Origin of the sequence: Desulfovibrio gilichinskyi, assembly GCF_900177375.1 — a bacterium.
Lineage (GTDB): Bacteria > Desulfobacterota > Desulfovibrionia > Desulfovibrionales > Desulfovibrionaceae > Maridesulfovibrio > Maridesulfovibrio gilichinskyi.
Map to the genome: position 1 here is coordinate 202,231 of NZ_FWZU01000002.1, position 19,480 is coordinate 221,710.

The 19,480-nt window shown below is 43.9% G+C and carries 13 protein-coding genes and 1 tRNA gene; 3 read left to right on the forward strand and 11 right to left on the reverse strand.

Going from position 1 to position 19,480, the window contains the following annotated elements; genetic code table 11:
- The first annotated feature begins 1 nt into the window (after nt 1).
- Complete coding sequence (locus tag B9N78_RS05845; protein ID WP_085099778.1) at nt 2-2,470, forward strand: multiheme c-type cytochrome; 2,469 nt, start codon at nt 2-4, stop codon at nt 2,468-2,470.
- An 87-nt stretch (nt 2,471-2,557) separates the two neighbouring features.
- On the opposite strand, the gene B9N78_RS05850 is transcribed toward B9N78_RS05845, so the two are convergent.
- The 3 genes from B9N78_RS05850 to B9N78_RS05860 all read right to left on the reverse strand — a co-directional run bounded on the left by B9N78_RS05850 (nt 2,558) and on the right by B9N78_RS05860 (nt 6,865).
- Nucleotides 2,558-4,126: a DEAD/DEAH box helicase gene (locus B9N78_RS05850; RefSeq protein WP_085099781.1), complete on the reverse strand. Its 1,569-nt coding sequence runs from the start codon at nt 4,124-4,126 to the stop codon at nt 2,558-2,560.
- 1,221 nt (nt 4,127-5,347) lie between these two features.
- The gene (locus B9N78_RS05855) at nt 5,348-6,142 is read right to left on the reverse strand and encodes a sulfotransferase family 2 domain-containing protein (protein ID WP_085099784.1); all 795 of its coding nucleotides are present in this window, start codon (nt 6,140-6,142) and stop codon (nt 5,348-5,350) included.
- 522 nt (nt 6,143-6,664) lie between these two features.
- Nucleotides 6,665-6,865: a hypothetical protein gene (locus B9N78_RS05860; protein WP_085099787.1), complete on the reverse strand. Its 201-nt coding sequence runs from the start codon at nt 6,863-6,865 to the stop codon at nt 6,665-6,667.
- Between the two features lie 167 nt (nt 6,866-7,032).
- Here B9N78_RS05860 and B9N78_RS05865 point away from each other — a divergent pair, with 167 nt between their 5' ends.
- Complete coding sequence (locus B9N78_RS05865) at nt 7,033-8,448, forward strand: MltF family protein (RefSeq protein ID WP_085099790.1); 1,416 nt, start codon at nt 7,033-7,035, stop codon at nt 8,446-8,448.
- Between the two features lie 220 nt (nt 8,449-8,668).
- Here B9N78_RS05865 and B9N78_RS05870 read toward each other — a convergent pair whose 3' ends face one another.
- The 4 genes from B9N78_RS05870 to B9N78_RS05885 form a co-directional block, all read right to left on the reverse strand.
- A complete protein-coding gene (locus tag B9N78_RS05870) occupies nt 8,669-9,109 on the reverse strand; it encodes a hypothetical protein (protein ID WP_085099793.1) in 441 nt (146 codons plus the stop codon).
- A gap of 141 nt (nt 9,110-9,250) precedes the next feature.
- A complete protein-coding gene (locus B9N78_RS05875) occupies nt 9,251-11,122 on the reverse strand; it encodes an ATP-binding cassette domain-containing protein (RefSeq protein ID WP_085099796.1) in 1,872 nt (623 codons plus the stop codon).
- Nucleotides 11,085-11,876, reverse strand: coding sequence for an ABC transporter permease (locus tag B9N78_RS05880; RefSeq protein ID WP_085099799.1), 792 nt, complete (start codon nt 11,874-11,876; stop codon nt 11,085-11,087). Before B9N78_RS05880 ends, B9N78_RS05875 begins: the two co-directional genes overlap by 38 nt.
- Before the next feature lie 13 nt (nt 11,877-11,889).
- On the reverse strand, nt 11,890-12,876 hold the full coding sequence (locus B9N78_RS05885) for an ABC transporter substrate-binding protein (protein ID WP_085099802.1): 987 nt from the start codon (nt 12,874-12,876) through the stop codon (nt 11,890-11,892).
- Between the two features lie 194 nt (nt 12,877-13,070).
- Here B9N78_RS05885 and B9N78_RS05890 point away from each other — a divergent pair, with 194 nt between their 5' ends.
- Nucleotides 13,071-14,411: an APC family permease gene (locus B9N78_RS05890; protein WP_085099806.1), complete on the forward strand. Its 1,341-nt coding sequence runs from the start codon at nt 13,071-13,073 to the stop codon at nt 14,409-14,411.
- A 13-nt stretch (nt 14,412-14,424) separates the two neighbouring features.
- Here B9N78_RS05890 and B9N78_RS05895 read toward each other — a convergent pair whose 3' ends face one another.
- The 4 genes from B9N78_RS05895 to B9N78_RS05915 form a co-directional block, all read right to left on the reverse strand.
- Entirely contained in the window at nt 14,425-15,960 is a 1,536-nt protein-coding gene (locus tag B9N78_RS05895) for a carbon-nitrogen hydrolase family protein (RefSeq protein ID WP_085099809.1), read from the reverse strand.
- Between the two features lie 184 nt (nt 15,961-16,144).
- A tRNA-Leu gene (locus tag B9N78_RS05900) sits at nt 16,145-16,230 on the reverse strand.
- 120 nt (nt 16,231-16,350) lie between these two features.
- The gene (locus B9N78_RS05905; protein ID WP_085099812.1) at nt 16,351-17,640 is read right to left on the reverse strand and encodes a citrate synthase; all 1,290 of its coding nucleotides are present in this window, start codon (nt 17,638-17,640) and stop codon (nt 16,351-16,353) included.
- Between the two features lie 393 nt (nt 17,641-18,033).
- Nucleotides 18,034-19,419: a sigma-54 interaction domain-containing protein gene (locus B9N78_RS05915; RefSeq protein ID WP_245805480.1), complete on the reverse strand. Its 1,386-nt coding sequence runs from the start codon at nt 19,417-19,419 to the stop codon at nt 18,034-18,036.
- Between the last annotated feature and the right edge of the window lie 61 nt (nt 19,420-19,480).

A 19,480-nucleotide genomic window follows, 5' to 3' on the forward strand; every position in this document is an offset into this window, starting at 1 on the left:
CATGGAATATCCAATTTGGCACCTCACTACTTTCGGTGGCGGTTTCTGGATTGCTTTTATCGCTACCATCCATGTTTTTGTGGCTCAGTTTGCTGTAGGCGGCGGACTGTTTCTGGTTATAAGCGAACAGATGGCTTATCGCACCGGGTCTGAGGAACTGCTCGGTTACGTTAAGAAGCATTCAAAATTTTTCCTGCTCCTGACGATGGTTTTCGGAGGAGTCAGCGGTGTTGCCCTCTGGTTTAGTATGGCATTGCTCAGCCCGCAGGGAGCACTTGTCCTTGTAACCGAATTTGTATTTGCATGGGCAACAGAGTGGGTCTGGTTTGTCGGTGAAATTGTAGCCTTGCTGATTTATTTTTATTCATGGCACAAAATGACACGCTCTGATCACGTTAAAATAGGCTGGTTCTATTTTATTTTCGCGTGGCTGTCACTTTTCACCATCAACGGTGTGGTCGGCTTTATGCTTACACCCGGAGAATGGGTACAAACACATAATTTCTGGGATGGTATTTTTAATCCTACATTCTGGCCGCAATTGGCGTTCCGCTCGTTTATATCCGTTATGCTGGCAGGTATTTTCGGTTTTGTAACTGCTTCCTGGCTCAAAGATCCGGCAGTGCGGTGCAAGATGATTCGCCTTTGCAGCATCTGGACTCTGCTCGGACTTATTCTCGTTTTGCCGTGCGGGTATTGGTATCTGATGGCTTTGCCGCCTGAGCAGGCTTCTATGATCATAGAAAAATCCCACCGCGTTGCATATTTTATGAAGATGTTCGAAATCACCGCCCCGATTGTTTTGATCGGAGGCTTGATTATGGCTATTTGTATGCCGCGGAAGGTAAAGTTCCCGTCAGCGTTAATTTTACTTTTAATTGCACTTGTCTTTTACGGCTCATTTGAGTTTATCCGTGAAGCAGGCAGAAAACCTTATGTTTTGTGGGGTGTTGTTTATTCCAACTCGGTCATGGTTGATAAAGCCGCCGCAATGGAAGGCAAATCACTTTTACAGAATGCCAAATGGGTTCCGGATGATTTGCGAAAGATCACAAGTGAAAATAAACTGAAGGCCGGAGAATGGTTGTATCAGATGGAATGTATTTCATGCCATGCCATTAACGGGCCTATGAATGATATTGTGCCGAGAACCGCTAAGTACAACGCTGCAGGTCTGGATGCATTTCTATCAGGAATGGGTAAACTCAGTAAGTATATGTCGCCTTTCTTAGGTGATGAGACTGAGCGCATGGCTCTTGCTGAATATATAGACAGCCTCAGCCCTCAGGCTAAGGTTGTACTTCCAGAAATTAAAGAATCTGACGCTAAACCTGCTCCTTTTGCGACTGATCAAAAATACACTTTACTGGCGTGGCCTGTTGAAGGATTACGTTTAGTTGTTGAGAATAAAGGACGGGTGATCCTTTCCGACGGCGGCAGTAAAGTGCGCGCTCAGTTGATTTTGCGTGGCGACTCTCCTGAAATTGTGACTGATGATGTAAAGATAGTTTGTGAACTAAAAACGATCAATCAGCCTTATGAAATGAAAGTTAAGGATGGATTTTTTGAGTCTCCGCCTATAAATGCGTTGCCGTATTCAAATGACGGATATCAGCCGTTGCCGCTGGTGGAAGTAGACGCTGTGAACAGTGCAGGCGAGATTTTCGCGACAACTACAATTGTTCTCCCTGTTTCAACCAGAGCTACCTGCAACAATTGTCATGGCGGAGATTGGGCCGTTAAGGATCAGGGCGGACTTGCCACGCAGACCGCGGATGATTTCTTGAAGATTCATGACCGCGACAACCATACTGATTTTATGGCGCGGGTTAAGTCTGTAAACGGAGATACAATCGATTGCGTAAGTTGTCATGACGGCGACACTCAGCTTGATTTATCTGCCGCGTTACATGGTTTTCACGCAGTATATCTGTCCGGTAAAGGAAACGACGCTTGTTCCATGTGTCACCCTCCTGAAAGTTTACGCGGTCACCATCTAAATGTCGGTATGGAATGCGTGAATTGTCATGGAGTGATGGAGAACCATGCACTGGCTCTGCTTAAAGGTGAAGGCGCTCAGCCTGCCGCAAAAGGGCTGATAGCTTTGCTGACTCCGGTTGATATGGATAAGGAAGAGATTAATCCCCGTAAACCGTGGGTGCAGGAACCGGATTGTCTGACCTGCCATGCTGATTTCGCAGCGCCGGATACGGATTCTGCTTTCAACGTCTGGAATGAAAAGAAGTCAGATCTGTTCCGCAATCGCAAAGATGAAATGAGCGCAGTTATGTGCGCCGCTTGTCATAACGCACCTCATGCAATCTTCCCTGCCGAGGATGAACGGGATAATTTGCGCGCACTTCAATATATGGGCGAAGCCAAGCCTATAGGTTCCGGCGGAACTTGCACCGTTTGCCACGAAAGTGATATGGAATACGCAGCGCACCATCCAGGTATGGGGCTGGAGTAGACAGTAGATAACGGATTTAAAAATCAGGCAAAAAAAAGCCCGTCCAAGTAACCTTGGACGGGCTTTTTAAATATCTTAATCTATCAACTAAGCGCGTTTAAGAAGCGGCTTGCCGTTGTTGGAAGATTTGTTAACTGTACGCATTACTTTGTCAGAGTCATCACCGGGAACGGAGAAGGTTGACTGCTGACCGCTGATCTTAACATTCTGAATGCGGACAGGGCTGATTTTGGATCTTACACAGATCATATCAACGAGCTTGCGAGGTGTCATGCCGTGTGCGCGACCTACGCAAGCAGTGAATCTGACTCTGCCGCGAGTTGTGTCGGAGCTGCGTGCGCCTTCATCGATCTTGCGGTAGCTCTTTTTGTCAAGAACGCTGCCCTGTGAATGCTGGAGAAGAGCTGCAATAATTTCAACAGGGTCACTGTTTTCGAGCAGTTCATTTGCAAGAGGAAGGTATGACAAATGCTTGCCGTTGGTAACGATTTCGTTGAGCTCAGCACCCATGTGCTCTTTTTTGGCATCAATGACTTCGTCAATGGTCGGCAGAGGCTTTTTGTTGATTTTCGCGCCGGTGATTTTGGCGATATATCTGAGTTTACCGAATTCATGAGGGTTGATCAAAGTAACAGCGATACCGCTTTTACCTGCACGCCCGGTACGACCGATACGATGAACATAACTCTGCGGGTCCTGAGGAAGAGCAAAGTTGACAACATGAGTAAGGTCAGGAACGTCAATGCCTCGTGCTGCAACGTCGGTGGCAACAAGAATTTTGCATTTACGGTTTCTGAACTTGCGGAGAATTTCTTCACGGCGGGACTGTGAAAGATCACCATGAATCGGCTCTGCAGGGTATTTTCTTTCGGTAAGAGCAGCCGCTACGCGGTCAGCATCTGCACGGGTTCTACAGAAAATAAGTCCGAAAAAGTCGTTCTGTGAATCGATAACACGGCAAAGAGCTTCCAGACGGTCGCGTTCAGGCATTTCATGATAAATCTGTTCGGTGAGAGGAATCTCATTTTTTTCAGGTTTAACAGAAACTACATCATAATCGCCCATGAATTTACGGGCAATACGCATAACAGCCTGAGGCATGGTTGCGGAGAAAAGCAGTGTGCGATGATTGTCTCCGGCACTTTCCATGATTTCGCTTACGTCTTCAAGGAAGCCCATGTTACACATTTCATCTGCTTCATCCAGAACAAAGAATGAAATTTGGTCAAGTTTCAAAGTTTTACGTTTGAGGTGGTCAAGAACACGTCCGGGAGTACCGACAACGATGTCTGCACCGGCTTTGAGTGCCTTAAGCTGAGGAAGCATAGCCTGTCCGCCGTAGACGGTAGCAATGCGGATTTTTCTGTTGCCGCGGAAGGAGCTGAGTTCGTCAGCAACCTGCATAGCAAGTTCGCGTGTAGGAGCTAGGATGATAGCCTGAACATGGCCTGCGCCTTCGCGGACATTTTCAAGGATTGGAAGACCGAACGCAGCGGTTTTACCTGTTCCGGTCTGAGCCTGACCAACGATATCTTTTTCACCGGAGAGGAGCATCGGAATTGTCTGTGCTTGAATAGGTGTAGGTTCGGTGAAACCTTTTTTTGCAAGTGCTTCGATAATAGATTCTGAAAGGCCGAGATTTCTAAATTTTTCCATATTGTTTACTTTCTTTTATGTGTTGAATAGGTTGAATTATATAAGTTGAATAATGAAAACAGGGCAATAAACATCACAAAGGGGCCATTTACGAATGGTCCCGTGTTTAATTCCCGTTATTCAGCTAATCCGGATTTATTATAAACCATCAGTCGGTTATCTAAAACTTTTGCGCTTAGCAAAAATAATAAAGGCGCGATCAACTCTTCGTGATCGAAGGTTCCGGGTCGGCGGAAATTGCGGGGTGCAAACAAAAGAAAAGCCCACCCCAAAAAAAGGGGAAGTCTTTCTACCGTAATTAATGTCCGGTATCTGAGGGGACCGTCCGGTTATCGCGATCTACAAACAGCAAGCGTTAGCAAGCCAGTCAAAGGCAGATCGTACTTATCCTTAGAACAGCCAAGCGGGGTGCTTAGCGTAACTGGTCCCTGTAATTTAAAAGGAGTTCTAAGGTCTATCGTCTATTAGGTAGGACGGAGTACGAAACAGGTACACTGCCCTTGCAATGATTCGATTCTGTAAAAAACAGAATCAACACAACCGGATTTGGACGGACGATGACCTTCTAAGCACTAAAAGTGAAGCGGGTCAAGTGTTTTCTTTGATGGGAGAATTGTAATAATCATTCAATAATAAAGCAGAATTAGTTTTTAATTTTTTAATTTAAATTAAGGGGCTATATAAGATAACTAATCTATAATATTCTTAGTGAACTGTTTCAATATATTAAGTCGTTTTGGCAGATAGTAGTTGCAAAACAGCACTCACATTTCTTAAAAAATAGAGGAAAATCTTTGGCTGGGATATCATCAAATTTTCTATGTAACGTTTGGCTTGTTTCCAAAAGATCTTAATTCCATTACCCATTAATATGTATATACTTTCCCGTCCTGTTTAAGAAGTTCAAAAACGGGAATTTTATCTGCTACATTACGAGCTCTCTTGTCATTTAGACTGCCACTAAAATGACTTTCATCTATTTCTAATTAACCAGAAAGTAATTCTTTATTCTTTGACTTTCGGTGATGATTTCTTCGAGTCGATGAAATAGTAAACGGCTATTTTTAATATTTGTACCAACATGATCAGTTGCATAATGGGTTGTGGCGCCAATTACAAAAAGCTATAGTAACTATAGTTGCTTTTCTTTTGTTGTCACAGCCTCTTTAGGACTTTTACTGGAGCTAAGTCAGGATCTTTAAGCCCAAATCTATTCTTACTTTAGCTGGCTGTATTTTTTGATTTTTCAAATTCTTCGAGATTCTTTGAAATAAAGTTTTTGTAGAAGTCTTTTGTAATGTTTCTTGCATAACTGTATAATTCAACGTCGTATTTGTTATATGAGATAATTTGATTGAACAATTCATCTCCAAGTTCTTTTCTGTAGTTTCTATATGATTTAGGTTTTGAAATTACATTTAGTTTTTCATAAAAAATATCATCAAAGTTGCATAGCTTAGACAATATGAATGTCGACTCATTGTATTTTTCTAGAAAACCAATGAAATCAAAATAGTAATGCATGTTAGTGATTGCATTGGTATAGTTGTTCTGGTTTATAAAATTTATATCTTTTCCTAGATTGTTCGTGAACGATCTAACATAAACATTAGTAGCTTGTTTGAAATAAGCTAATGTTGCTGTTTTTTTATATTTTGATTGTATTGGAACATCAAAAAAGAATTCTTCTAAAGTTAGCGGAGATGTGAAATGGTTTGATTTTTTGAGATAATAAAACCATGATACGGCTCTAGATACAGGCTCGCGTAAGAAGGTAAATCTAAAAAAAGAGTTGGGAATTATGGGCAGTATGTTTGATCTATAGTGCCCCATAAAGCAATTCTTTTGGGGGAACAGGTCTAAATTGTTTTCATATAAAAGGTCTGATCCTGCGTTAGGGCCTCTACTGTTAGCACAGCTATCATATATTTGGTTTTCGCCATAATTTTTTAGGAGTAAGTTCCTGAGAGAAGTTCCAGCAGTTTTGGTAATATGGAAAAAAAATATTTTCTTCATTTTTGATGTCCTATTTATACTATTCAAGTGAAAATATTGGGGGCAGTACCAGATAATTGCCCATATGTTTCTTAACCTACTTATTAATAGTTAAAATGCCATTCATTGCCATTTAAAAATAGATGAAAATGTTTTTGGATACCATTAAATTTTCTTATTTGACGTTTGGACTGTTTTCCAAATGTTTTTAATTCTATTAATATACTTGTAACTGTCAGAAACAATTTTGAGTAGTTGATTCTGAAGAGCTTGAACTCAGAAATATCTAAAATATTATATCTGCGTAAATAGTTAGAGTAGACAATGGTGTTTGGCTTAAGCTTTTCTTAAATAATTCGCTACAAAGTTTTGTACATGGCGTAATAATTCATCTGTATGTATACTTTTTAGGCTAGTTTAAGAATTCAAAAGCAAGTTTCATTCCTATCTCAAACATTACGTTAGAATTTTTACTGCTTACATCATACAACAATTTCATTGTTATATATGTTGGTTACGATTCTTTGATGGATGATTCCGATTTCATCTTTCATCAGCGTCGCTTACGAGTCTACTCTCAAATCCAGACATGGTAATAGAACTTTTAAGAATGGTTTGCTCATTTTTCCAGTGGTGCTGAGGGCAGTCTGGCATCCCAGAGATGGGCATTATCAGTCCGCATATTGGTTTATTGCTAGACTTGTCATCCGAGGGGGCTTTGTCATTTTTTTTGTTTTGAGTCATATTTAATATCCAGACTTATTTATAAATTTAAAATATTCTCAATTATATAATATATAGTCAAGGGGTAGTATGTTATTATCTAATTATCAGTTCAGACAAATCCTACCCTCTAAAAAATATTGATCTACTCCATTTCTATAGATAATAAACTCTATTAGGAGTGAATTATGAAAAATCTTCTTTCTTGCCTTTTCATCAGCTTATGTCTCATTTTCCTGACTTCAGCCTGCAATTCCACTCCCGAAAGTTCTACCAGAACTTCTAAAAAGTGGAAACTGGACCTGCCTGATATTTTAAAAGACAAACTCCCGATACGTGTTCTGGTCTGTTATAACCGCACAAATTTTTTCACAGTTAAAGGGGCAACAAAGGGTCTTGAACATGATCTTATGCTGGCTTACAAGAAATACTTGTCTAAAGAATCAAAAGACGAACAAGTGCGTATGGTCTTTATTGCCTTGCCGTTTGAGGAACTTATCCCTGCACTTCTTGAAGGCAGAGGGGATATTATAGCCGCAGGGCTGACGGTTACGTCTAATCGTGAAAAGAAAGTCGCTTTTGCCTCTTCATATATGGAAGGGATATCTGACATAGTTGTCGGATCGCGAAAAGCTGATCCTATTTCAAAGTTGACTGATCTTGCAGGTAAAACTGTTTATGTGATGGCGGGGAGCAGCTACAAAGCTCGTCTTGAAGCTTTAAATTCCGGTTTTAAAAAGAAAGGGCTTAAGACCGTAAATATAGTTCAAGCAGATAAACATCTTGTCACAGAAGATCTGCTGGAAATGGCCGAACGCAGTATGATTGAATATACTGTCGCTGAAAGCCATATTGCTGAACTTTGGAAAACCGCTTTGCCGGATATTAGACTTTATAAAGACGCCCCTTTGCACATCGGCGGCGAGGTCGCATGGGCTGTTCGGCCTTCCAGCAAAGAATTGCAGAAAAGTTTGAGCGAATTTGCAGCAACAGTCCGGCAGGGAACGCTTATGGGGAACATGGTTTTTAAGCGTTACTTTGTAAATACAAGCTGGGTTCTTAGTCCATCTATGGTTATAGGGTGGAAGGAAATGCAGCCTCTGACTGAAGTTTTTAAGAAGTACGGGGAGAAATATAATTTTGATTGGCTGAAGCTTTTGGCGGTTGCGTATCAGGAATCAGGTCTTGATATGAATAAATCAAGCCATAGAGGAGCTGTCGGCATTATGCAGATTAAGCCTTCGACCGCGGCGGATAAAAACGTTGATGTTAAAAATATTAATACGCTTGATGGCAATGTACATGCGGGGGCTAAGTATCTTAGATTTTTGCGTGACAGATATTTTAAAGACGTAGCAAAAGATGCGCAGGCTGATTTTGCTCTTGCCGCTTATAATGCCGGGCCTAACCGTATCATTAAACTTAGAAAGCAAGCTGAAGATATGGGGCTTGATCCTGATCAATGGTTCGGAAACGTGGAATACGCCGCTTACAAGGAAATAGGGGCTGAAACTCCTACATATGTCGCCAATATTCAAATGAACTATGCTTTTTATAAATCAGCGGCCAATGTTCTTGTTAAGCGGATTGAAGTGAAAAAGTGAGAAGTCAGCTACCAATACATAATTAATGGAAGGTGCGGCCTTAAGTCATATATTTTTTGCTGTGTGTGCTCATCAAATTCAAGTTCAAGCAAATATTCTTTGCCTTTGGTAATTGCAAAATTATGTAGTTTTGAAGCACAAATTGCTGCTGGCGATAAATTTTCTGAGTCTGGCGTTATCAGCCGTACACTGGTTAGCTCATTAATACCTGCAGGATGTTCTAACGGCTTTCGGCCGGGGGTTCATCAGGGTGTTTAGAAAACGATAAATAAAACCACATCGGTTCAGCGAGATTTATAGGGGCTACGTCAATATTTAGCGACGTAGGTAAATAGCGCGGTTTATAATCCCGGCAAGGGAATGGAGCTGCGGACTCGTCTTGACTCGTTGGTCTGAAGCAAATTCCGAATGGAGCGATATCAAGGGAATTTGAAGTAAGCCGTTCAAAAAGATGTAATTGGTTTGTGGTTTCATTCTGACACTCATCAATCTTTTCGACAAACAGCAGCTCAAGACAAAAATTCTTAAAAAAGAACCTTCGGTTTGCTGTTCCTTGCCCTGCATGTTGATTAGAAGATCCTTTATTTAAACCTATCTTTTTAAGAAGTTCAGCCTCAGGCGCATTGTGCTTGGCTTTTATGAATATATGGTCAGTTTCCATTATATATTATCATAACAATATTAATATATTAGGACATAATTGATGCCATATTGTAGCTAACTCAAGATGCACTTGAAGCATTGAATGAGCTTTCAAAAGCAGCACTTCCTCCGCTTCCCGATCCGGCACGCAATAAAGAAGTTATACTCTGATCAGTGATTCAACTTGTTTAGGACCTAATTCCATACGGTAAAACAGACGGTAGAACTCTCTGGTTTCGCGTACAATGTCCCAGTTGAACCACTCTGGGTAGAGCAGATTTGTAAGCCAGATTAATCCCATAAGTCTATTGATGGATGGAGGGCGATCGAACCAGTTGTACATGGCCCCCGGTGGTTCGTAGATATTATCGCTTCGGGTAGCTTTAAGCTGGGACCAGAATGGATCGGTTTTAACCCGGTTGTATAGCCGCTGTTGTGATTTACCTTCATCTGAAAGCATGATGATAAAGTCCGGATTCCAGCGTGCCAAGTCCACAGCGCATACTGGAGTGCGTCCGCATCCGCGCTGTTCGTGAACTTCGGCAATATTTATTCCTCCGGCGTATTCTATAATTTCGCCATGCCGTGATTTTCGCGGCTCTGTGAGCAGTCCAGTCGGGGACTGGGCATAATAGACGGTGCGGCGAGCTCTTAGTGGAATTTGTGCAATGGTTTTCTGAATTTTGAAAAATTTATCCTCGAAATACTCGGCTAGTATGTTGCCTCTGTCATTTGCGCCAACTATTGATCCGACCCTCCTCAGAACTTCTGCGGTGCATTCGAGTCCTCCGTCGTAGATCAGCACCGGAATCCCTAATTCCTGCTGAAGCTGTTCTGCCTCGTTTACTTCAATTTCGTCTATGGCGAAAAGTGATAAGGAGAGTATCAAATCTACCTTATTTTGCTGTACGGCTTCCTTGTTGAAGGTGTTTTTGCCTCCCCCGAAGTTTCCACCAATGACACCTAGAACAGGTAATGAAAGGTAATCTTGATCTGCCAGCATGCGTTCGGGCGGCATAGGCGGCATGCCTAGTCCTGCTATTTTTTCAGGAGCCAAGGCGAAGAGCAGTGATGTGACCATGGGATTATATCCAAAAACTTTGTTGATCTGAATTTTGACTGAGACATTACGTCCGGCCATGTCTTTGGCTAATCTTGTTTCAGGCATGTTTACGGGTTTGAATTCCACCATGTTAACCTCTTTTATTTTATGCTGTAAGTTCATTTTTGTATCCGGTGTGTCGTAGTTTTTTTTATTGTTTCCAAATGCCGATCCGACTGTATTGTCAGACAGTAGTTCGGTCACAGTCTTATGAATGAAGTCTGTTGTCCTGTTTGAAGAAGAATGTGAAATTTGTTTTTCGTATACAATACGGCCCGGCGACGGGGCGAGAATCACGATGCGGTGACTTATCCGCACGGCTTCAAACAGATCGTGGGTCACGAATACCGCTGAAAGCCCGCGCTCAATAATAAGTTCAAGGACAAGGTCTTGGAGTTCGCGCCGCAGACCGATATCAAGTGCGCTGAACGGTTCATCCAGTAGCAATAAATCCGGTTCAACAGCCAGAGCCCTTGCAAGGGAAACACGTTGCTGCATACCGCCGCTTAATTCATGCGGATATTTAGTCATATCACATGGGCGCAGCCCTATACGTTCAGCCAGCTCTCCCGCTTTTGCCAACCTGCTTGCGCTGCTTTTACCCATGGCTTTAAGGCCGAAAGCAATATTATCCAGAGAGTTACGCCAAGGCAGAAGGCGAGGGTCTTGAAATACGCAGGCCGTGTGTGAAAATGAGTTTATGACTTGCCCGTCTGTAGGAACCAGCAAACCAGCGGCCATGTTCAGAAGTGATGTTTTACCGCAGCCGGAACGCCCTGTCAGTGCCAGAATTTCTCCTGGATTTACTTGCAGGTTTATTCCGGCAAGCACCGGATTTGCTCCGTAGTCGTGAGAGATGTTTTTCCAAGTCAGCATGGCATGTGTATAGTCTTCATGATGTTTGCGAAATTTTTCTGCGCCAAGGTTCAAGACGGTGCTTTAAAGGTTCAAGGAGTAAAAATTCAACAGCTAGAAGAAGGGCAACAACAGCGGTGACCCAGGCTAATGCCTCTGCTGTATCCATATTAACTCTTGCAATCGCCATGTTGGCTCCTATGCCGTCTGTTGAGCCCAGCAGTTCTGCCATGACCGTAACTTTCCATGCCAAGCCCAGTGCGGTTATCCAGCCGGGGAAAAGATAAGACAGAATATGCGGCAGATATACATCCCACAGCAACATGGCACGAGGTGTTTTGAAGGAACGGGCCATGTTCTCCAGCTCTTCATCTCTGGTGCGGGCTCCTTCAACAGCCACTGCGAAAGTGATGGGAAGGGTGGTAACTATCACGGTGAAAACGGGAGTAAATCCGGTTGTGCCGAACCAGAGTAAGGCTAGAACTATCCATGCAATCGGTGGTATGCCCAGCAGAATGGCGGCTATCGGTTTGAGTGTTTGTGCAAGTTTCGGTCGAAGACCAGCGAAAATACCTACGCTGCTGCCGATGATGCTTGCAATGAGAAATCCTCCCAAAGCTCGTTCAGTGGTAATCCACATGGCTTTGAGAGCTTTTCCCTCAAGAATGAGCTGCCATAGGGCCTTACATGTTTCCAATGGAGAGGGGAGGATAAATGAACCGTAACTCGCGCTCCCCATCCACCACAGGATAATGAAAAGAGCCACTCCCAGCGACGGGTACCATATGCTGTTTAGCTTTTGCCAAGCCGTTTTTGCCGGGTGTAACATTTTAACCTGCTCTCTAACCTAGGTAGAAAGCTTTATCCGGCAGCTTACCGCCGATCAGTTTTGGCGACATTCCCATGAGAGTAGTGTAATAGAATTCAAGGTCCTTTTGGGCGGCCTTAGCCGGAAGCTGGCTTATGGGGAATGTTTCAAGGGATTTTTGCAACACCTGAGCTTTGAGCCCGAAGAAGCCTGCAAACTCCTGCGCGGCTTCTGCCGGATGTTGATTTATCCATTCTACGCTCTGCCTGATGCCTATTTGTAATTCTTTTATGATTTTCGGATGTTCCTGCGCCAAAGCCCCCTGACATATTGTTCCGCCGAGAGGCAGCGGCAACTTGCTGCCTGTAACTTGTTCCCAGACGTCCTGAAGGACGATACGCGTAAGTTCTATGCCCTTAGATTTTGCCTTCATTATTGCTGCGGTAGCTGCCGGCTCCGGCAGTAAAACGGTGTCTGCCCGCGCGGACAGCAGCATTTGCAACGCTTCGAAGGGCGAATCAACATAGGATGGACTCATATCTGTATCAGGATTTATTCCCTGTTTTGTGGCAAGGTAGCGCACAATCATATCCGGCGTATCACCCCGGAAAAACAAAACAATTTTTTTACCTTTAATATCCGTGAATTTTTTTATCGCCGGGTTACTGGTGAGAATGCTTAAGATGCCGCCATTGTTTACATCCAGCAGACGTACAGGTAATCCTTTATTGTAGAGGATGGCTGCTGCGTTGGAAGGAGCCGCCGAAACTTGAACTTCATCGGAAATCATCCATGCCCGCATGATGTCGGGGTTGCGCCACTGTTTCATTTCCATGCTCGGTAAGGACTTAGATAGATCTGTTCTTTTTGCCAGACGGGCCAGAGGAAGACTCAGCGGTGCCGGCGGCCCTGCAAGCACTAATTTTGACAGGCTTTCAGCATTAGCACTGGTGGCAAGCAGGAAAGGAAGCAAGGTCAAGGACTTCGCGCTCATTGAGAGAAAATTTCTACGTGTGATCATTTGGTATACTTCCTTGCGATGGAGTGTCAGGTGTAGGGCCGTTGTGAAATATAGTTTGATAATAAATTAAATTATGTAGTTGCGGGAATTGGATATTGCAACGGCGTCACGCAAACAGGAATATTCGTGACATATAAGCAGGTAATTGCTTTTGTGCTCGGTCGTGAGTACAAAAAACTATGGGGGATTAAAGTGTGAGTGATGATAAAAAAGGATCAATAGGGCTTTACGGAGCTATAGCCATAGGAATCGGCGGTATGGTCGGCGGGGGGATTTTTGCCGTGCTCGGTCTTGCTGTGTCAATGGCCCACGGTGCAACTCCTATTGCCTTTGCCATTGCCGGAGCTATTGCGATGTTGACGGCATTTTCTTATGCGAAGCTGTCGGTAGCTTTTCCCAGCCAAGGCGGAACGGTTGTCTTTCTTGACCGCGCATTCGGGCATGACAGCATTGTGGGCGGGCTCAACTTTGTATTATGGCTCAGTTATCTTGTTACGCTGTCACTCTACGCCACTGCTTTTGAATCATATGCCAAGACATTTTTCCCTGTCGGTTTACAAACAGCATGGCTGCATCACGGGCTTATCAGCATTGCGATTATTATTCCCGTTGTTATCAATCTTCTTGGCGCAGAACTTATCAGTAAATCAGAAACATTTATCGTTGTGCTTAAGCTTATCCTGCTCGGCATAGTGGTTTCATCCGGTGCAATGTTTATTGAACCGGCTCGTTTAGCCGTATCAAGCTGGGCTCCTATGTCAGCGGTCATTCCTGCCGGAATGGTTATATTCGTAGCATATGAAGGCTTTGAATTGATATCCAATGCGGCTGAAGATGTCCGCAATCCCTCTGTTACATTGCCGCGAGCATATTACAGCTCGGTAGGTATCGTTGTCGTTTTGTATATTTTAGTGGCAATTTTAACTGTCGGAGTGGTTCCGGAGAATCTTATTGCAACATCGAAAGATTATGTGCTTGCCGAAGCGGCCCGTCCTGCCCTAGGTCAATTCGGTTTTTACCTTGTCGGCGTGGCTGCAATGCTTGCTACCATTTCAGCCATTAACGCGACTATTTACGGGAATGCCAGATTGGGATTCATTCTTGCCAAGGACAAAGAATTGCCTGAGTTCATGGAGCGGAAAGTATGGGATCAACCGTTCGGGGTGCTGGTAGTCGGCGCAATTACGTTGTGCATGGCTAACCTGCTTGATATCGAATCCATATCTGTGATTGCCAGTGCCGGTTTTCTGCTGATTTTTGCAGCAGTGAATCTGGCAGGAGCAAAGCTGGCCCCGACTATTCATGCACGAAGATACCCTATGCTGATCGGATCAATAGTCTGCTTCGCTGTGTTGTGTATTTTGCTATGGCAGTCCGCAACGGATAATCCGAAGGCCTGCGCAGCTTTTTTTGCTGTGCTTGTCTGCGCCTTTTTATTCGAGTTTTTTCTGGCGAAGTTTTATAAACCTTCGAAGCGCGCTTGGCATAGTTTCAGAAAGAGTGCTCCTAAGAGTGCGTCATCATCAGACTCGTAAGTGCTAAAGTCTTTTACTTTCCACCCTTCCAGCGCAGTTCATATAGATCTGTTCTACGGCTGGAGATGTTGCGCACGCTGCCTTGAGAACGGAGTTCTTTGAGCAGGTCCAGATCCACATCGGTTATGAGTGTGGTTTCAATGCCCGGTGTTACTTCCGAAGCAATGGCATCATGCGGGAAGGCAAAATCTGACGGGGTAAAGATGGCGGACTGGGAATACTGAATGCCCATGGTTTCAACTTTAGGGATGTTGCCCACGCTTCCTGATATCGCTACGAAGCATTCGTTTTCAATTGCTCTGGCCTGAGCGCAGCGGCGTACTCGGAGGTAACCGTTTTTGGTGTCCGTCCAGAAAGGGACGAGCAATATTTTCATTCCCTCCATAGTTTGCAGCCGCGCTAATTCAGGAAATTCTATATCGTAACAGATGAGGATTCCCACTTTACCTACATCGGTATCGAATACTTTAAGGTCATGCCCACCGCTAAACCCCCAATGAGTATCTTCCTCAGGAGTAATGTGCAGTTTGGTTTGGCTGTCCCAAGTACCATCGCGCCTGCATAGAAAACTGACGTTGTGCAGAGTTCCGTCTTCCTGAAGTTGCGGAACGCTTCCGGTGACAATATTAATGTTATAGCTGAGTGCCATTTCCAGCATAGCCTGACGCATGTCTTCGGTGTGCTCGGATAGCAGGCGCATTGCATCGGCGGGGCGTTTGTCTGCATACATGCTGATGAGTGGAGCATTTAGCAGCTCTGGGAACAGGATAATGTCCGCTTTGTATGCGCTGACGGTATCCACGAAAAATTCCACCTGCTGCATGAACTCGTCAAAGGAATTGAAACGGCGCATTTCCCATTGGACTACGCCCAGTCGCGCAATGGATTTTGTCCGGCCTACTAAGCGTGTTTTTTTCTGGTAGTAAATATTAATCCACTCCAGAAGAACGGCGTTTCCTTTTGAAGGGTTGTCATCCGGCCAATAGTCGTCAAGCAGGTTGCGGACATGAAAGTCGTTGGAAAGTTGAAAGGTGAGTACTGAATCGTATATTTCGCGATTTTTGACCTTGAGGATATATTCTTGGGGACTCATATCCTTTGACACGGTGTGATAACCGGGAATGCGTCCACCGAGAAGGATTCCTTTAAGGTTGAGGTTTTCCGAAATTTCTTTACGGGCATCATATAATCTCCGTCCAAGTCTCATTCCATGGAATACCGGGTCCACGAAGACTTCAATGCCGTATAAATAGTCTCCTTCAGGGTCATGAGATTTGAATGTTCCGTTGCTTATGATCTGATCATAGGTGTGATGATCACCGAATAGGCTGAAATCGATTATTATGGACAGGGCGATTGCAATCGGAACACCGTTATCTTCAATGCAGACCTGCCCTTCAGGGAAGATGGTGGTCAGCAGAGCTATTTGTTCCTTGGTCCATGGAGAGTCTAATCCCTTGTATACACGCTTGTATATAGTACGCAGTGTCTCATAGTCATCCATGCGAAGGTGTCTGGTTTGCAGTTTGTGTTCTATTTCTTCGGTCATGTTTAAAATATCCTTATACACTTGTTTTTAATGCTGGAAGTGCTTCGCAGCAGGTGACTAAAGGGTTATTTCTGTAGTTTTATATCCCGTCAGGCAAAAGGCAAGGGGAATTTTTTTATAATTGAGTTCAAGATAAGAAAAAAGGGTTGCAACTATTAAGCTGCAACCCTTTTTTCTTGAAAGATGGTGCCGAAGAGAAGATTCGAACTTCCACGGAGTAACTCCACTAGACCCTGAACCTAGCGTGTCTACCAATTCCACCACTTCGGCATGGAGAGAGGATATAGATTGAACTCTCTGTGAAAGCAAGTGTTTTCTGGTCGGTTTCACTTAATGAAATAACCAAGGCTGCATTCTGTAACAGGTGCAGCCTTGGTTTATCTTATTAAATTATTTTCTGAAATTGATAGGAATGTAGTTTCTTTGGGTCTGTCCGGTGTAAATCTGTCTCGGACGGTTGATTCTGGTGGTCGGATTTTCGAAATCTTCATACCAGTGAGCAATCCATCCGGGCAGTCTTCCGATGGCGAACATTACTGTGAACATTACAACCGGAATACCGAGAGCGCGTAAGATGATTCCCGAGTAGAAGTCCACATTGGGGTAAAGACTGCGTTCGGTAAAGTAATCATCGTTGATTGCCTTTTCTTCAAGTTCCAGAGCAATATCCAAAAGCTGATCGTCAAATCCGTTTGCAAGCAGATTATGAGCGGCTTTTTTAAGGATGCGTGCACGCGGGTCAAAACTTTTATAGATGCGATGACCGAATCCCATGAGTCTGACTTCTTTCCGTTTAACCCTTTCTATGTAGTCATCAATAGTGATGTTTCCTGCTTTAATATCTTCAAGCATTTCGATAACAGCCGCGTTTGCTCCTCCGTGCAGCTTGCCCCACAGAGCGCAGATTCCGGCTGATACAGACGCAAAAATGTTTGCCTGAGTAGATCCGACCATGCGTACTGTTGAAGTAGAACAGTTCTGTTCATGATCGGCATGGAGCATAAATACTAATGAAAGAGCCTTAACTGCTTCAATCGGCGGATCATAATGTTTGTTCGGAATGGAGAACATCATGTGCAGAAAGTTATGGCAGTAGCTGAGGTCCGGGTTGGGGTACATAAAAGGTCTGCCGATGGATTTTCTGTATGAAAATGCGGCGATAGTTCTGACCTTGGAGATCATTTTACCCACAGCAAGGAAAAATTCAGACTTATTGTGGATGTCGTAAAGATCAGTATGATAGCTGCCAAGTGCATTGATTACCGCAGAAAGAATCGCCATAGGCTGACTCTTGTGCGAAGGGAAGCCGTTGAAGTGATGGAGCAGATCTTCGTGAATCAGTTCTTCGGCGCAAAGCAGTGCTCTGAATCTGGCAAGGTCTTCCTTAAGAGGCAGTTCTCCGAAAATCAGCAGCCATGCGGTTTCAATAAAATTGCCGTGTTCGGCAAGCTCTTCAATCGGATAGCCTCTGTAACGCAGAATTCCATTTTCACCGTCAACAAATGTTATGTCACTTTTGCAGGCTCCGGTATTTCCGAATCCGGGATCAAAAGTGATTAATCCGCTTTGCGCTCGCAGATTGGAAATATCCAGACCGACTTCGCCTTCAGATCCGGTTATGATCGGCAATTCATATATTTTGCCTTTGTAGTTCAGGGTAGCTTTTTCTTCATTGCTCATTGGTGGAGTCTCCTCTGAAGGTTTAATCCCATGTGCGTTGCCTTTTCCGGTCTTGATGGCAAGCTTTTAAGTTTAGTTGTTCTTTGCTCATATCGTATAGAAAGAACTGAAATTTACTTGATGCCGGGGTATTGCGATTTCCGGTTTCAGAGGGGGCCCCTTAAATCCGGAAGCTATGCGGGCAATCTTGTTGCTTTGGCACTGGGATCAAGCCAGTGTATAAGATGTACGGCTGAAAAAGCGGGGTTGAAGGCTGGAGCTTCCTCCCCTGATGTTCAAAGATGACTACTTAATTTGTTGGAAAATGTCTAGTATTAACAATTATCGTTTTCTCTTCTGAAAAGTGGTTGTTCGCCTGAATAATTATGACAAATACGGAAGATTAAATCTAAATTATTCGTAAATGCGGTACTCAATGCGATGCTTTCGAATCCTGTTGTGAACTGTTCCGCGGCTGACATTTAAGATACGAGCAGTTTCACTTTTGTTGCCAGATGTTTTTTTTAATGCGGAGATAAGTTCTTCTTTTTCTGTCAGCTCGCGAGTCTGTGCTTCCTGTGAGCGAACTGTCGCAATATTGCAGTATTCACCTGAAAAATAATTAATTTGCGGAGGTAGATGGTGCGGCAGCATCGGCCCTGATTCTTTTACCACAGCGGCATATTCCAGAGCACTCTTGAGTTCACGTACATTTCCCGGCCAGTCATACTCAATGAGTTTTCTCATCGTCTCCGGCGTTGGGCTTTCGCTTTTGTCAAGATTAGGATTGATGCTGATGAAATGTTCAACCAGTCTATGCAGGTCTTCCTTGCGTTCGCGCAACGGCGGTAAATGCACGGGTATTACATTGATGCGGAAAAAGAAATCTTCGCGGAATTTTTTGTCCCGCACCAGTTCCTGCAGATTCTGATTAGTGGCAGTAATGAGTCTTGCCTTCATTGAAAGAGTGAGGCTGTCGCCGACGCGTTCAAATGATTTAGTTTCAAGTACACGCAGCAGTTTAACCTGAATCTGTAGGGGAACATCACCTATCTCATCCAGAAAAATATCTCCGCTTCCGGCTTCTTCAAATCGTCCGGCCCTATGCCTGTATGCTCCGGTGAAAGAACCTTTTACATGTCCGAACAGTTCGCTTTCAAGCAATGCGTCGTTAAGAGCTGCGCAGTTGAGTTGTACAAAAGGTTTGTCCTTTCGCGGGCTGAGCTGATGGATGGCCTGTGCTGCCAATTCTTTTCCTGTTCCTGACTCTCCGAAGATAATGACAGGTGCATCTGATTGAGCGGCTTTAGTAATAAGCGCATACACTTTCTGCATGGCCGGGGAATTACCTATAAATCCGCAAAATTGATTGTCATCACGGTGCAGCTGAAATGATAACTCTTGTATTTTAAGTTCCTTACGATCAAGCTCAGATATATCTGTAAGCGTTTCAACCGCACCGATAATTTCCCCGTTATCATTTTCAAGGATGGAAGCTTTTTTGAGCACGTGCAGGTAAGAACCGTTTTTGCTGATTATATAGCAGTTCTTGCTACCTTCTGTGCGGGTATTGAATAATCTGCACCAATGCTGTTTACCAAGTTCTCTTGACCGTTCACAGGCATCACAGCCGAACACTGAGCAGGGCTTGCCAAGCAGCTCTTCCTGTTTGAATCCTGTCATTTTGAGCAGGGCATCGTTAACCATCATGATGGTTCCGTCCGGGCGAATAAGGAAAAGACCTTCGTTCATGGTATCAATTACTTCACGCATATATAAATTGATTTCCTGATCTTTCACTTCTTGTCTTCTTCCTTTTTATTGAAATATGTCGGTTTCGTTTTGCTGATTAAAAAAGTGT

Excerpts from the sequence above, each read along its gene's own strand:
- B9N78_RS05845 (WP_085099778.1), top strand. The coding sequence starts at position 2 with ATGGAATATCCAATTTGGCACCTCACTACTTTCGGTGGCGGTTTCTGG.
- B9N78_RS05850 (WP_085099781.1), bottom strand. The coding sequence starts at position 4,126 with ATGGAAAAATTTAGAAATCTCGGCCTTTCAGAATCTATTATCGAAGCA.
- B9N78_RS05855 (WP_085099784.1), bottom strand. The coding sequence starts at position 6,142 with ATGAAGAAAATATTTTTTTTCCATATTACCAAAACTGCTGGAACTTCT.
- B9N78_RS05860 (WP_085099787.1), bottom strand. The coding sequence starts at position 6,865 with ATGACTCAAAACAAAAAAAATGACAAAGCCCCCTCGGATGACAAGTCT.
- B9N78_RS05865 (WP_085099790.1), top strand. The coding sequence starts at position 7,033 with ATGAAAAATCTTCTTTCTTGCCTTTTCATCAGCTTATGTCTCATTTTC.
- B9N78_RS05870 (WP_085099793.1), bottom strand. The coding sequence starts at position 9,109 with ATGGAAACTGACCATATATTCATAAAAGCCAAGCACAATGCGCCTGAG.
- B9N78_RS05880 (WP_085099799.1), bottom strand. The coding sequence starts at position 11,876 with ATGTTACACCCGGCAAAAACGGCTTGGCAAAAGCTAAACAGCATATGG.
- B9N78_RS05885 (WP_085099802.1), bottom strand. The coding sequence starts at position 12,876 with ATGATCACACGTAGAAATTTTCTCTCAATGAGCGCGAAGTCCTTGACC.
- B9N78_RS05895 (WP_085099809.1), bottom strand. The coding sequence starts at position 15,960 with ATGACCGAAGAAATAGAACACAAACTGCAAACCAGACACCTTCGCATG.
- B9N78_RS05905 (WP_085099812.1), bottom strand. The coding sequence starts at position 17,640 with ATGAGCAATGAAGAAAAAGCTACCCTGAACTACAAAGGCAAAATATAT.